12 protein-coding genes and 2 pseudogenes are annotated in these 14,106 nt (G+C 68.8%); 10 read left to right on the plus strand and 4 right to left on the minus strand.

Annotation, left to right across the window (positions count from 1 at the left end; genetic code table 11):
- Positions 1-150: 150 nt before the first annotated feature.
- Positions 151-927: pseudogene (locus tag ACFRQN_RS07650) on the minus strand (transposase).
- Positions 928-1,281: 354 nt separating this feature from the next.
- On the opposite strand from ACFRQN_RS07650, the gene ACFRQN_RS07655 reads away from it, so the two are divergent.
- The 5 genes and pseudogenes from ACFRQN_RS07655 to ACFRQN_RS07675 all read left to right on the plus strand — a co-directional run bounded on the left by ACFRQN_RS07655 (position 1,282) and on the right by ACFRQN_RS07675 (position 6,282).
- Positions 1,282-1,959, plus strand: a complete 678-nt coding sequence (locus ACFRQN_RS07655) for a TnsA-like heteromeric transposase endonuclease subunit (RefSeq protein WP_380739097.1) — start codon at positions 1,282-1,284, stop codon at positions 1,957-1,959.
- Between the two features lie 83 nt (positions 1,960-2,042).
- Complete coding sequence (locus ACFRQN_RS07660) at positions 2,043-4,061, plus strand: Mu transposase C-terminal domain-containing protein (RefSeq protein ID WP_380739099.1); 2,019 nt, start codon at positions 2,043-2,045, stop codon at positions 4,059-4,061.
- A complete protein-coding gene (locus ACFRQN_RS07665; protein WP_380739020.1) occupies positions 4,052-5,095 on the plus strand; it encodes an ATP-binding protein in 1,044 nt (347 codons plus the stop codon). Before ACFRQN_RS07660 ends, ACFRQN_RS07665 begins: the two co-directional genes overlap by 10 nt.
- A pseudogene (locus ACFRQN_RS07670) lies at positions 5,092-5,490 on the plus strand (TniQ family protein); the annotation flags it as partial. The gene ACFRQN_RS07665 and the pseudogene ACFRQN_RS07670, both read left to right, overlap by 4 nt.
- Positions 5,491-5,694: 204 nt before the next feature.
- Positions 5,695-6,282, plus strand: coding sequence for a hypothetical protein (locus tag ACFRQN_RS07675; protein WP_380739105.1), 588 nt, complete (start codon positions 5,695-5,697; stop codon positions 6,280-6,282).
- Between the two features lie 263 nt (positions 6,283-6,545).
- On the opposite strand, the gene ACFRQN_RS07680 is transcribed toward ACFRQN_RS07675, so the two are convergent.
- A complete protein-coding gene (locus tag ACFRQN_RS07680; protein ID WP_380739022.1) occupies positions 6,546-7,508 on the minus strand; it encodes a hypothetical protein in 963 nt (320 codons plus the stop codon).
- A gap of 977 nt (positions 7,509-8,485) precedes the next feature.
- On the opposite strand from ACFRQN_RS07680, the gene ACFRQN_RS07685 reads away from it, so the two are divergent.
- Positions 8,486-9,118 carry a hypothetical protein gene (locus ACFRQN_RS07685; protein WP_380739024.1) on the plus strand — a complete coding sequence of 211 codons (633 nt, stop codon included), beginning with the start codon at positions 8,486-8,488 and terminating at the stop codon, positions 9,116-9,118.
- A gap of 213 nt (positions 9,119-9,331) precedes the next feature.
- Entirely contained in the window at positions 9,332-10,684 is a 1,353-nt protein-coding gene (locus tag ACFRQN_RS07690) for an IS4 family transposase (protein ID WP_380739026.1), read from the plus strand.
- 36 nt (positions 10,685-10,720) lie between these two features.
- On the opposite strand, the gene ACFRQN_RS07695 is transcribed toward ACFRQN_RS07690, so the two are convergent.
- Positions 10,721-11,053 (minus strand): CPCC family cysteine-rich protein, encoded by a 333-nt coding sequence (locus tag ACFRQN_RS07695; RefSeq protein ID WP_380666252.1) that lies wholly within the window; start codon positions 11,051-11,053, stop codon positions 10,721-10,723.
- Positions 11,054-11,238: 185 nt separating this feature from the next.
- Here ACFRQN_RS07695 and ACFRQN_RS07700 point away from each other — a divergent pair, with 185 nt between their 5' ends.
- The gene (locus ACFRQN_RS07700; RefSeq protein WP_375873107.1) at positions 11,239-11,847 is read left to right on the plus strand and encodes an SMI1/KNR4 family protein; all 609 of its coding nucleotides are present in this window, start codon (positions 11,239-11,241) and stop codon (positions 11,845-11,847) included.
- A 143-nt stretch (positions 11,848-11,990) separates the two neighbouring features.
- Here ACFRQN_RS07700 and ACFRQN_RS07705 read toward each other — a convergent pair whose 3' ends face one another.
- Positions 11,991-12,926: an alpha/beta hydrolase gene (locus tag ACFRQN_RS07705; protein ID WP_380739029.1), complete on the minus strand. Its 936-nt coding sequence runs from the start codon at positions 12,924-12,926 to the stop codon at positions 11,991-11,993.
- A gap of 70 nt (positions 12,927-12,996) precedes the next feature.
- Between ACFRQN_RS07705 and ACFRQN_RS07710 the strand changes: the two genes are divergently transcribed.
- Positions 12,997-13,473 carry a MarR family winged helix-turn-helix transcriptional regulator gene (locus tag ACFRQN_RS07710; RefSeq protein WP_074002707.1) on the plus strand — a complete coding sequence of 159 codons (477 nt, stop codon included), beginning with the start codon at positions 12,997-12,999 and terminating at the stop codon, positions 13,471-13,473.
- A 90-nt stretch (positions 13,474-13,563) separates the two neighbouring features.
- Positions 13,564-14,094: a GNAT family N-acetyltransferase gene (locus ACFRQN_RS07715; RefSeq protein ID WP_380739031.1), complete on the plus strand. Its 531-nt coding sequence runs from the start codon at positions 13,564-13,566 to the stop codon at positions 14,092-14,094.
- The last annotated feature ends 12 nt before the right edge of the window (positions 14,095-14,106 follow it).

The following is a 14,106-nucleotide window of genomic DNA, read 5'->3' on the forward strand; positions in this document are numbered from 1 at the left end:
GCCGCCCGGCCGGACCCGCCGGGCGGCATGGGCGTGCGCACAGGAAGTCGGCCCGGCCGACTTCCTGCGCATGGTGCTGCTCGGGCCGAACTCGGAATGCCGGTCGTCCAGTTGTCGTGAGGCCCAGCCGGTAGGTTCTCGGCTTGTGATTTATCCAGTGCGGCGTGGTTTGGTGCCGACTTTGTGGTGAGCCGGTCGGCGGTAGAGCTCGCCGGTGACCAGGAGCAGGCCCACGTCGTTGCGGTTCGCGGGGCGGCGGTTCTTCGAGCCGGGTGGGCGCCCGGGGCCGGGCCGGGTGGGCTTCGGCACTGCGGCCGGGGTTGAGGTTCTGGCGTGCAGGTGTCGGAACCCGCGGCGTACTCGGGCCGGGGTGAGCTTGTTAGGTTCGGCCGGCTTCTCCCATGGCCGTCGCAGGTCGGTGGTCAGAGAGCGGGCGAGGCGGAGCTGGGTGCAGGCGGTGGCGACCAGCCAGGTTCACCGGTCCGCTGCCTCGGCCTCCGGCAGTCTCGGAGCGGTCCGGCCGAGTGTCCTCTTGATCATCCGGAAGAAGTGCTCGATGTCGAACCTGCGTAGGAACGTCTGCCAGGAGAGGTCGGTCTCCGCGGGGCCGGCCTCGGGCCGTGACCACCAGAGCCACAGCGGCTTGGGGTCGCCGCCGCTGGGCAGGTGGTCGACCTGGAGGCGGACGACTGTGCCCTCGATGACCGGGAGCGGGCCGGGGTGGTACAGGGCTCCGTGTCCGCGCCGGTGCTCGGGAGCCAGCGCCAGTCCGACCAGGGTCTTCACCGGGCCGTCGGTGCACAGCACTGCGTCGGTCAGCTCGAACAGCGCGTCGCGCCGTCCGGTCAGGCAGTCGTAGAAGACCCGCCGGAAGCGTGACAGTTCCGCGAACGGCTCGCACTGCACGCCCTGTTCCAGCACACTCATCGCTACGGCCTTTGCGTCAAGTGTCCTGTCTCGCGTGACGTTGCCGTTGTCTCACTGGATCTTGGTGGATTCGGGCCTGGTCTCGGACGATGCTGCCGGTGAAGGGCAGACTGGCGGTCTCGTGTCTCAGTTGATGTTGCCGGTCGGATCTGTTCGTCTCGACAGTCCCTGCTCCTGATCTTGCCGAGTCTCAGCAGGATTTCCCTCCTACGGGCGGTTTGCGGGCATTCAGTCTGGTGGTGGCCGTCAAGTGTGGCTTGCTCGGATCAACACGAGCTCGCTCTGGGAGGATCGGTGGGTGTCGAGGGGTTGGGGCAAGCTGCGTTCGAGGTTGCGTACGTGGACGAGGACCGTGTGCGTCGCCGCGGGGCTTTGACGGACTGCTGGACGTTGCGGTTCGAGCGGCTGCCGCCCGTGCGTACGGTCAGGTCGTACCCGGGGCAGAGATCGGTGACCCGCGACTACTGGATGGCGAAGACCGGCGGGACGGTGTCGTGCGAGTCGCACCTGGAGCGGCACCATGCGATGCTGCTGGACTTCGATCCCCAGGTGAGCGACCTGGTGGGGCAGCCGTTCCGGCTGTTCTGGCCGGGCCGGCGAGGCGGACGCGGGCACGTGCCGGATTTCTTCGCCAGGCTGGGCGACGGGGGCGGCCTGGTCGTCGATGTCCGCCCGGACAGGGCGATCGAGCCGGACGATGCGGAGGCGTTCGCGGCCACGGCCCGGGCCTGCGAGTTGGCCGGCTGGTCGTTTCGCCGGGTGGGGCTGATCGATCCGGTGCTGCTGGCGAACGTGAAGTGGCTTGCCGGCTATCGGCACCCCCGTAATCAACAGGACGCAGTGGCAGAGAAGTTGGAGGAGGTATTCGCCGAGCCGATGCCGCTGCTGGCCGGTGCTGAGCGTGTCGGCGACCGGCTGGCGGTGCTGCCGGTGCTCTATCACCTGCTCTGGCGCCGCCTGCTGGAGGTGGACCTGGCGGCGGGAGTGCTGGGGCCACGCAGTGTGGTCCGGCAGGCGGTGGCGGTGCGGTGAGGCGTCCGCTGGTGGTCCGGCCGGGTGACCGGGTGCGGTTCGAGAACCGGGTCCATACCGTGGTCGGGTTGTCGGGTGTCCTGGTGCGCTTGGCTGACGAGCTCGGTCAGGGCAGCGCGATGCACCTGCCGACGCTGATGGTGTCGCCCGGCTTCGAGGTGATCGGCTCGGCGTCCGCCAGGCGGCTGCCGCTGGGGCTGCTGGACGGGCTGGCCCCTGCGGAGGCCGAGCGGGCGTTGTGGTGGCACCGCCACATGAGCGAGGTCCTCACCGGTCTGCCGCCAGATGCCCCGGCGGGGGCGATGCCGAGGCCGGAGTACGACCCGGCAGCGAGGACGCTGACCCAGCGGGAAGAGGCCAAGGCGGCCGAGTTGGCCGCGGAGACGGGGCGGCCGGTCAGCTGGCACACGATCCGTTCCCGACGGCGCCGCTACCAGAGCCGCGGGGTGCTGGGCATGGCGGACGGCCGTCAGGCCCCGCGACGCTCCGTCCAGGGCCAGGTGGATGCGCGGGTGGTGGAGATCCTGCGGACGCTGATGGGCCAGGCCAGGGATGGTTCGACCCGCACCGTCAGCTACTACTTCACGCGCGTCGGCCAGGAGGCTGGAAAGCTGGAGGGTCCGTCGGTGGTGATGCCGTCGCGGGCGACGTTCTACCGCTTGTTCGAGCGCCTGGAGGCCGGCCGGCACACCACCGGTTCGGCCCGCACTCGCCGCTCGCTGGCCAACCAGCCCGACGGAGTCTTCGACCAGGTGACCGTCTGCCGTCCGGGCGAGCTGATGGAGATCGACTCCACGCCCTTCGACGTGCTGGTCAGACTCGACAACGGGGTCGTGGACCGGTGCGAGTTGGTCGGCATGGTCGACGTCGCCACCAGGTCGATCACCGCGGCGGTGCTACGGCCGACCACGAAGTCGGTGGACGCGGCACTGCTGCTGGCCCGGTCCGTCACCCCGGCACCGATGCGGCCGGGTTGGCAGGAGGCTCTGCGGATGGAGCACTCGGTGCTGCCCTACGAGCGACTGCTCTCGGTGGACGAACGGCTGCGGCACGCTGCCGCAGTCCCGCCGATCATCCCGGAGACTGTCGTCATCGATGGCGGGAAGGCGTTTTTGTCGAAGAACTTCCACACCGCCTGCAACGCGCTGGGAACCGAGGTAATCCACGCACCGCCCCGCACCCCGACCCACAAGCCCCACATCGAACGGACACTCGCATCGGCGGCCTCACTGTTCGCCCAGTTCCTTCCCGGCTACACCGGACGCTCCACCGAGTACCGCGGACGCAAGGTCGAGGACGAGCCGCTGTTCTCGCTGCACCAACTCCAGGAACTGCTGGAGCAGTGGATCAGCGCGAAGTGGCAGAACAGACCCCATGACTCCTTGCGGGACCCGCTCGCACCCCGGCGGACCTTCTCCCCGAACGAGAAGTACGCCGCATTGGTCGAGACGGCCGGCTACCTCCCGCTGCCGCTGACGGCCGAGGACTACCTGGAGCTGCTGCCCGCCCGCTGGCAGGCCGTCAACTCCTACGGCATCAAGATCAAACACCGGATCTACAACTGCGAGGAACTGGACGGGCTCCGGCGGGAGAAGTCCGGGATCACCGAGCGGAAGAACCTCTGGGAAGTCCGCCACGACCCCTACGACATCCGGCTCGTCTGGCTCCGCAACAACCGCGACGGCGGGAAGTGGATCACCGTCCCCTGGCGGCTGCTGTCCACCGCGCCAACTCCGTTCGGTGAACTGGCCTGGGACCACGAGGCCCGCAACCTGCGCGACCAAGGCGAACAGGTCGCCGAGGGGGCCATCGCCAAGGCCGTCGACGACCTGATGGAGCGGGCGATCGCCGGCCCCGAGAGCACCCCGGCGCCGCCCAAGCCCGCACGTGACCGCAAGAGCCGCCGGGACCGCAAGGTCGCCGCCCGCACCCAGGTCACGGGCGAGCCCGCATGGCCGCGGCCCGAACATCCACCGGCCTCGCCACCCGAGTCGGCCGCCCAGGCCAGGGGCGACGAGGAGGCCGAGGCCGACGAGCCGCTCGCCGACGTCGTCCCGCTAAAAGTCTTCGACGCACGCAAGGAGGCCAAGAAATGGTGGTGAACACCCGGGAGTTCGGGCAGCCCGAGGACCGGCGGATGCCCACGACCACGCTGGAAGGCTGGCAGCGCTTTATCGATGAGGACCCGATTGCCTTCGACCTGCTGGCCGACGACGAGTGGAAGCAACTCGATCCGCGCTCCCGTGACAAGTACGACGAAGCCCGGGTCAACTACCACTCCGAGCTGGTCATCGTGGAGACCCCGACCATCCGGGACGTCCTCCACCAGGGCCGGCTGCTGACCCTGGTCAACCGCAGGGAGATCAGCGCCCGCCGGGGGCTGATCGTCTCCGGGCCCTGGGCAACGGGCAAGTCCACCGCCATGAAGCAGCTGGGACGGGCCCACGAGCTGCGAGTACGCCAGCGTTTCCCAGGACACGACCGCATCCCGGTCGTCTACGTCTCCGCGCCGCCGAACGGCTCCCCTCGCAAGCTCGCCACTCGTTTCGCCCACTTCCTGGGCCTGCCGATGAAGTCCAGGCACAACGAGATGGACATCGCGGACGCAGTCTGCGAGATCCTCACCGACGCCCGCTGCGACCTGGTGCTGGTCGACGAGATCCACAACATCAACATGGCCACCTCGACCGGAAAGGACCTGTCGGACCACCTGAAGTACTTCGCGGAGCACATCCCCGCCACGTTTGTCTACGCCGGTATCAACGTTGAGCGCGAGGGCCTGTTCACCGGGGTGCGCGGCAAGCAGATCGCGGCCCGGTGCGTGATGAAGTACACCGGGAACTTCCCCTACCAGGCCGAATGGCGCGCGGTGATCGCGCTGATGGAGGACTCGCTGCGGCTGCACCACCACGAGCCCGGCAGCCTGACCCGCTCGGCGAAGTATCTCCACGCCCGCACCGGAGGCAGTATCAGCAGCCTGTCCCACCTCATCCGCGCATCCGCCATCAGCGCGATCGCCGACGACAGCGAGCGCATCACCCGACGCCTGCTGGAGTCCATCCCGGTCGACCACAACACCCAGTCCGAAAGCCCCAGCACGGCCACCGAAGAGGACGATGCCGGAGAGGCCGCTTGAACCGGCCCCTGCCGCCGCCCCGGCTCCGGCGGTTCCCGCACACGGTCATCCCACTTCGCGGCGAGACCACCGACTCCTACATGAGCCGGCTGGCGGTGGCGAACCGGCTCACCCCTCATGCACTGTGTGAGTACATCAACGACCCAGACCGGATACACCCTGGCCCGCTGCCCCTCCTGGATGCTCTCGCCAACTTGTCCGGACACCCGGCTGAGCAACTCGCGCGTGCCCTTCCCGAACTGCGATCTCGCGAGCACGGCCGGCATCTGGCCTCCGCTGGCCTACGGCCACTCGACCGCGGCTGGGTGATCCAGGCCGTCTGCCGGCTCTGCCTGGCCTCCAAGAACATCACCGGACCAGCGCGATGCTGGGTCCCGATCACCACCAAACTCTGCACGCGGCACAGCCGTTGGACGGACACGCATGGGGACCAGCTTGACCTCCGCAGTGTCCCCGAAGTGCCACGAGCCCAGCACCGGCACTTCCGCCTCGCTCGCCGCCACGGCTGGAGACGCGTCGGCCTGGCGTTCGCGGAGGCCAGCGACGTCTGCTGGGACTGGTGGAACAGCCGGAAGAACAGGACCGCCCGTGACCGTCGCATGGCCATCCTCAGCGGGCCGAACTGGAACAGCGTCCACCGTGACAATCCGCAGATCGCGGTCAGTACCTACCCCGACATCGTTGCCCTGACCAGCGTGCTCGTCTCCCCGACACTCCGGTCGCTGCCCTTCACGGGGCGCCCAGCCGACCTTCGCCGGTTCGTCGAGGAGGTCCGCACTCGCGTCGTGCCTGGCTACCGCTACGAAGACGCCAACTCCGCCGACCCGCTCTTCCGCTGGATGGAGGCCGAACGCTACTACCGCACCGCTGACGATGACCCATTCCTGCTTCCGCCTGCCGCCGGCCCGCGCGCGCAGACGGAGCCCAGGCACAGTGCCAACGACCTGCGGTGTCTTACCTGCGGCACCCGACTCAGCCCGCAGGCCCGTCCGGACGCAGCTTTCTGCTCAAGCGCATGCCGGGCACGCAGGTGGAGACTCAGCCAGGCGGAGCCGTCCAAGCGGACGACGAAATGCCTTATATGCAAGACCACTTGGACCTCCGGGCTGGAACGCCGCAAGGACGCTGTCTACTGCTCGGCGCGGTGCAATACGGAGGCATGGCGGCGACGCAGGATCGGCGGCTGACCGTCTTTCGCTGAGCGGCAACATCAACCGAGACGGGCCGTCGTGACTCGTGCTGGGCGGCAACATTGACTGAGATTCCGGCTTGGACCCGTCTCACACGCCCTCGCATCTCCCCTGGTCACAGGGCTGGCTACCGGCAAGATCGAATGAGACGGGACATCAAGTCCTGTATTCCTTTGGTCGAGTTCAGGATCATGCGAAGGCCGCTCCGCCGTCCGGGGAATCCCCGTGTGGGTGACAGATCCAGTGGATCGCCCCGCCCTCTAGATCCAACGCCGTTCAGTTAAGTGCGGGGGCTGTTCGTCAAGGCTGGTGAACGAGGCAGCGGAGCTGCTGTAGAAGAGGCTTGTCCTCCAAGACATCCTCACCACAGGAGCTCCGCTGTTGGAACAGGCTGCCACAACAAGGCCGTGCGACGGGGGGTCGTCGTCACGGCGGTGATCGAGGTAGGCGAGGCAGCGGTCGGTGGCCGTCCGGAAGGCGTCGATGTCGCCGACGGCGGCGTAGGCGGTGGCGAGTCGGCCCAGCGCGCGGGCGCGGACGGTCGGCACGCTCCTGGCTGCCGTTTCGACGGCCGCCTCGGCGAAGCGGATTGCCGCGGTGGCCTTCCCTCCGGCCGCGTGCTGGTACGACAGCATCCCGAGTACATTGGCGACGGTGTCGTGGTCGGCGCTGGCGAGGGCGAGGCGGACGGCGAGTAGTTGGTAGCACTGGCCCGACGGTGAGAGGTCCGCGTCGAAGGCCATCCATCCGGCGAGCTGGGCGAGTCCGCTGGCGGTGCGCAGGAGCCGGGTGCCGATGTCCGGGGTGTAGCGGCTGTTCCGCAGTAGCGACAGCATGCCGTCCAGTGCGGTGAGGACGTAGCGCTGGGAGATGGCACCGCCGCCGGTGGCGTCGTCGAGGCGGCGCGGGTCGGCGAGGTGGGATTCCAGGACGGCCACCATCGGGGGCAGCACCTGGTCGGCGCCGCTCTCGCGGCCGGTGCTGTGGACTGCTTGCCGGTCGGCGTCCCAGACCGCGGTGAACAGGTCGCCGGCCGAGCGGAGCGTCGCCTGGGTGGCGGGGTCGGTCGAGTTCCAAGCCGTGGCGGTCGCCAGCACGGCGGGCAGGGAACGTCGCCCCAACAGCCCGTCGGTGACGGTTTGTTCGTCGCTGTGGGCAGCTGGTTCGGGCAGGCCCCAGAGCATGGCCTGGGTGTAGGTCCGGCCGGTCCTGTCCGACAGCACGGTGGCAGCCAGACGGCGCACCACTTCCGACCGGGGACCGCGCCGCGGCTCCAGGCATGGGCGGCAGTCAGGTCGAGTCGCCTTTCGCCGAGGCCCGTGAGCTGTCCGTTGATCACGCGGACCAGGTCACGGGGCGACTGGCCGGCGACCTTAAGGGCTTCCGCGAGGACCGCTCCGGGACGGTCGCCGCAAGGTGTCGCCGCGCCCCCGACTGGGACTCTCCGAGCGTCATCACGCGGCGACGGTACGTCAACTGTGCGTTTGTGTGCGCTAATTCGCGAATTTTCATGCTGACTGTAGGGAGTTCGCGACGCTCGCGCGTCCACGCACGCGTAGGGTCGGGCCGTAGGTGGTCTCCGCCGGTGCGGCGATCGTGGTGCGGGCACCCAGGACGGACGTCGCCCTGGGCTCGGTCCCGGCCGCACTCAATGGCTCACGCGAGCGATCGAGTACCAGATCGCGATCCGTGGGAGCCGCGCCCAATCGCTCGCGCGAGCCATCAATGCCGGGTGCCTGGACGACCCGCCGGCCCTCGGGCTCTGATGCGACCAACCCGCCATCCGGCGCCCGAACAGGCCCGGGACGAGCGCTGCCCTTGATGGCTCGCGCGAGGCATCAAGATCGGTTTCGGCGCGCCGGACAGCGGTCCGGGCCTTGAACAGACGATATGACGCAGAATTCCAGTAGAAGAACCCAAACCCGAAATATCATCGCCCACTTCATGGAAATCATCCATAAAGGGCGAGCGGTGGGCGAGCAGGGGTCCGCGCATCCAGGGGAGGGCCGGCGGGGCCCGCGGGTTGGCGGGGTGAGCGACTGGCCTGAGGCCGATCTCGGTGAGCAGGCACTGCTGGTCTGGGTAGAGCTCGGCCCGGCTGGTGTCTCAGCGCTGGCTGGTAGCAGAGGGGCAGCGATCGCGGTCAGGACCTTCGCCGCTGTTTGCATGAAAATGATGGCGGCGGGTCGTCAATAACCATATGATCAAAGCCAGTTCATCCGTGCACATCACGTTCGGACACAGTCAGGATGGTGAAATGACCAGGTTCACGACCAGGTTCGCCCAGGGGACCGCGATCGCAGCCGCAGCGGTCACGCTGACGGCCTTCGCTCCGACGGCGGCCCAAGCCCATGGCTCGTCCGACATCACCCCCGCCGCGGCGGGCTCCAGCCCCGCACTCGCAGAATCCATACCCTCCAGCCCCGCACTCGCAGGCTCCATACCCCCCTGTACGGCCCACAACGCGAACAACAACCTCGGCGTCGCCTTTTGGGCCGACTACACCATCGTGTCGACCGCGGCATGGTGCAGCTACAGCTACAAGTACGAGCTAGCCATGCAAGGTGATGGCAACCTCGTGCTGTACAACAGGGAAAGCGGCTCGGCGATCTGGGCCACCGGCACGTACAACCACCCGGGCGCGACGGCGACGATGCAGTCGGACGGGAACTTCGTTGTCTACGACACCAACAGGACCGCCCTGTGGTCCACCGGCACCTGGTCGGCCGGCGCCGACTCGCACTTCGTGTTCCAGAACGACGGCAACCTGGTCGTGTACAAGGGCAAGGGCGAAGGCAACCCGGTATGGGCCAGCGGCACCTACGGCGCCTGATCTCCCACCCGGCGGGGCCGATTCCGTTGCCCCGCCGCAGCGCCTGATCCATGGTGCGGAGCTCCGAAAGGCCGCTGCCCTGTCCTTGGGTTCCAGGAGCAACGCCGTTCGGTTAAGTGCGGGGGCTGTTCGTCAACGCTGGTGAACGAGGCAGCGGAGCTGCTGTAGAAGAGGCTTGTCCTCCAAGACATCCTCACCACAGGAGCTCCGCTGTTGGAACAGGCTGCCACAACAAGGCCGGGCGGGACAGCGGCCGGGGTGTTCGCGCCGGGTCATGTCGGCGAACTGACCCGGATCGTGCCGTTCGAGATGGTCGACGAGGTGCTGGCGGAGACGGGCGCGGTGCAGCGCAGGGTCCGGCTGATACCGGCACGGGTCACGGTCTACGTCCTGCTGGCCGGAGCGCTGTTCACCGGGCTGGGATACCGGCAGGTCTTCGACCGGCTGTGTGCCGGACTGGCGGGCCCGGCTCCGGCCCGGCCCAGCGGCAGCGCGTTGCGGCAGGCCCGCCAGCGGCTGGGACCAGCACCGATGAAAGCTTTGTTCGACCTGGTCAGGGGCCCTGCTGCCACGACCGCGGCGGCCGGCTGGTGGCGGGGTCTGAGGGTCGTCGCGGTCGACGGCACCCTGCTGCCGGTCCCGGACTGTCCGGCCAACCTCGCGGTGTTCACCCGGCAGCGGCTCGGCAACGGGATCTCCGGCTACCCGCAACTGCGGCTGGCCGCGCTGGTGGCCTGCGGGACCCGGGCGGTGATCGACGCCGTGTTCGGCCCGGCCGCCACCGGCGAGCTGGAGTACGCCCGCCGTCTGGCGGTGGATCTGCGGGCCGGGATGCTGCTGCTGGGCGACCGGAACTTCGCCGCCGCCGCACTGTTGAACCACTGGGCCGACACCGGCGCGGACTTGCTGGTGCGCTGCAAGTCCGGCCGGAACCTGCCACCGGTGGCCCGCTGCTGGGACGGCTCGGTGCTGGCCCGGCTCGGAGCGCTGACCGTGCGAGTGATCGACGCTGAGGTCGGCATCATCACCTCTCGGGGCACCCGCACCGGCCACTACCGGTTGCTGACCACCCTCACCGACCCGTCGACGCACCCGGCCGCCGAGCTCGTCCGGCTCTACCACGAGCGCTGGGAGATCGAGACGGCCTACGCGGAGCTGAAGCCCACGATCCTGGGCGGACACGTTCTGCGGGCCCGCACCCCGGCCGGTGTCGAGCAGGAGGTCTGGGCACTGCTGACCACCTACCAGGCGCTGCGGACCGCGATGACGGACGCCACTGACAGCGTCCCCGGCACCGACCCCGATCGGGCCGGCTTCACCACCGCCCTCGCCGCCACACGCGACCAACTCGTCCTGGCCGCCGGCATCACCACCGACACCGTGATCGACCTGGTCGGAGCCATCGGCCGCAACGTGCTGGCCCACCTCCTGCCCGCCCGGCGGATCCGCACCAAAGACCGCATCGTCAAACGCGCGATCTCCAAATACAACGCACGCGGACCCGCCATCGACCGGACCACCTACAAAGCAAGCATCCACATCACCATGCTCACGAGCAGCCCTTGACGTCCCACACCCGCCCTTAACTGAACGGCGTTGCCTCTAGATCCAGCGGTACTCCGGGTCCTTGTACTTTCGTTCCTCGGGAAAGGGCTCGCGAGCGTACTTGACCCACTGAGGCGCGCAGGCTCCGATCGTCTCGTAGTTGCGCTGAGCGTCGGAAAGACTCATCGTCCCGTTCGGACCGCCACGGACCTCGTCGCGATCATGCTCGTCCTGCCCATCGTCCTCCCAGTAGCACACCAGGCAGGTCTCGTTCACCCCACGTGATTCCATCGTCAGATAGCCACAGCACGGACAGGCGTAGGGGCCGTTCTCCGGGCCGAGCACGATGTTGTACCTCTGCGGGTTGGCGCTTTTGTCGTCGCTGGTCACGCTGCCAGAGATAGCAGCACGCACCGACATGGCTGACGGAGTCGAACACGGCTGGAGGTTAAACGGCAAGCTCGGATCCTGTGCCAGTTCTCAGGCGCGATGTCATCCGACTGGTCGAACTGACACGGGATTGAGAATCACTGTCCACAGCAGGTAGTTTGCGGAGGACAGAGAGAAGAGTTCACATGGACTCCCGGATCGCCCGTATCCGACGCAAGCTCGCCAAGGTGCCCTATGCCGCGCTGCGAAGCTACTCCTTCGGTGAAGAGAAGCACGGGTTCCGCCTCAAACCCCCGTTGCCGGACGCGAAGGTCGCCGAGTTCGAGGCCGACCGCCACATCGAACTGCCCGACCCCTACCGCAGCTTCCTGACCATGCTGGGCGGGGGCGGGGCATCGCCTTTCTATGGCCTGCTGCCTTTGCAGTCATGTCGGCTCTTCACGATGGACCCCCACGGGGAGCCCGGCCGCCCTCGGGGGTTCACGTTCGCCGGCGGCCCGTCTCACCGAAGTGACCTGTTCCTGCACATCATCGAGGCGGGGTGCTCCGACCTGGTGCTTCTCGGCATCACGGGTCCCCTGGCGGGCCGCGTCGTCACCGGAAACGCTGACGGCTTCTGGGGCCCCAACGTCTCGTCGGCCACGGACTTCCTGGCCTGGTACGAACGCTGGCTCGACCACATGCTCGCCGGGCGCGACAACCGCAACCTGGAACTGACCTCACCCGCCCTGAGGGCGCCGGTCGACCGCATCGAGAGGCGGCACCGCGATCGCGAGGATCTGTCACAACTGTGAGAATCCGAAGCTGCGCCATCCGGCCGAGACCGGGGACGGAGTCGCAGGTCGCATGGTTGCCCGTATGACACGGAGGCCGAGAACCTTCACAACCACGACGGCCGGGCCGGGTCGCGACCGTACGGACGGGAGGGCTCCGAGCTCTACTGGGCCGACCCGGCCGCGGTGCCGGGATTCTGGACGTGCTGCTTGAGGAAGAGGGCCGCGCGGTCCAGTGCCCGGTCGGCCTCGTCGAGCACGCCGGCGAAGGACTGGAACACGTGGGGTACGTCGGCGGTGATGTCGAGGACCACGTCCACTCCGGCCGCGCGGGCGCGGGCGGCCATGCGGGTGGAGTCGTCCAGGAGCAGTTCGTTGGTGCCCGCCTGGAGGAGCATCGGCGGGAAGCCCGTCAGGTCGGCGAGGACGGCGGGGCTGAGCAGGGGCTGGTGCGGGTCGGCTCCCGCGAGGTACATGGCCCCGGTGTGTTCCAGGTTCTCGCGGGTGAAGATCGGGTCGATGCCCGCCTTGGTGTCCATGCTCTCGCCCGCCCTGGTGGCGTCGAGGCCGGGGGAGAAGGCCACGATCGCGGCGGGCAGCGGGAGGCCGGCGTCGCGGGCGGCGAGGCAGGTGGTGACGCTGAGGCCGCCGCCGGCGGAGTCCCCGGCGAACGCGATGCTTGCCGGGTCCTCGCCGCTGTCGAGGAGGGCGCGGTAGGCGCCCAGCGCGTCCTCGATCGCGGCCGGGAACGGGTGCTCGGGGGCGAGCCGGTAGTCCAGCGAGTACGCCCTGAACCCGGTCCTGGCCACGAGGTTCCCCGTCAGCGACATCGCCGTCTCGGGGGAGCCGAACACCCAGCCGCCGCCGTGGAAGTACAGGATCGTCCCGGTGCGTGTCCCCTCGCCCAGCTCGTCGCCCGGCTCGACGTACAGGGCCGGCCGGTCGCCGAGCGTCGTCCGCGTGGTGCGAAGGCCGTCCGGGACGATCATCCGGGCCATCAGCGCTTCGAATCCGACCCGGATCTCCTCGACCGACCGGGGGCCGTCGGGCCGGGGCTGCCGCAGCATCGCGTCGACCTGTGCGCGCTGTTCCTTGCTCATGGTGGCTGCTCCTGTCGCAAGTGTCTTCTTCGGCACTATATGCCGAGGCATCTAACGTAGACTATATGCCATGGCATCTAAAGTGACCGGCGAGACGGTCGACCTCCCGAGCTTCTTCGCCGACCTCGTCCGATGCGAGACGCGCCTGTACAACGCCCTCAACGACCGTCTCCGCGAGCGGCACGGGATCGTCACGTCCCAGTTCGAGTTCCTGCGCCACCTCCGCGACCACCCCCGGGCGCGGGTGGCGGACCTGGCGGCCGAGTTCGCCGTCGGCATCGGGTCCACCAGCAAGGGCGTCGACCGCCTGGAGCGGCAGGGCTGGGTCGCCCGCGTGCCGAACCCCTCGGACCGCCGGTCGTCACTGCTGGAACTGACCGACGACGGCCGTCAGTTGGTCGACGCGGCGGAAGGGACCTTCACCGAGCGCCTGGCCGAGCTGACCGCGGACGCGCTCAAGACGTCCCCCGTGGCGGCCGCCGCGCAGGCCCTCGCGGAGCTGCGTTCCGCCCTGGAACGCGACCAGATCGGCATGCCCACGGGCTGAGGCCGTCGACCGGCCCGGGTGTGGTGAGGGGCGGTACCCGGTCGGGAAAATCACTGGCCGCCGCTTGCCGACGGTGGTCATACTGCCGCGATGGACCCAGTGACGCTTGAGACCGACCGTCTGCTGCTCCGGGCCTTCACGCCCGCCGACGTGGACGCGGTGTACGAGGCCTGCCAGGACAAGGACATCCAGTTCTTCACCCCGGTGCCGGTGCCCTACCGGCGTACGGACGCGGAGCACCTGGTCGGCGAGCGGCTGCCCGCCCAGTGGGCGGAGGACAAGGACTACACCCTCGGCGCGTTCCGCAAGGACACCGGAGCCCTGGTCGGCCTGTACGGCCTGAGCCTCAGGCGGCGCGGCGTCTGGGAGCTCGGCTACTGGGCGGTCAAGGAGCAGCGCGGACGCGGGTACTCGGTGGAGGCCGCCCGGGCCCTGTGCGACTGGGGCTGGGCCACGATCGACGTGCACCGCATCGAGTGGTGGGCCATGGTCGGGAACACCGGCTCGCGTGCCGTCGCCGAGAAGCTCGGCTTCACCGTCGAGGGGACCCTGCGCAACCGTGACTACGCCAACGACGGCCAGCCGCACGACTGGTGGGTGGGCGGGCTGCTGAGGCCCTGACACCCGGGCGGC

It is taken from the genome of Kitasatospora sp. NPDC056800 (assembly GCF_042789775.1).
Classification (GTDB): Bacteria; Actinomycetota; Actinomycetes; order Streptomycetales; family Streptomycetaceae; genus Kitasatospora.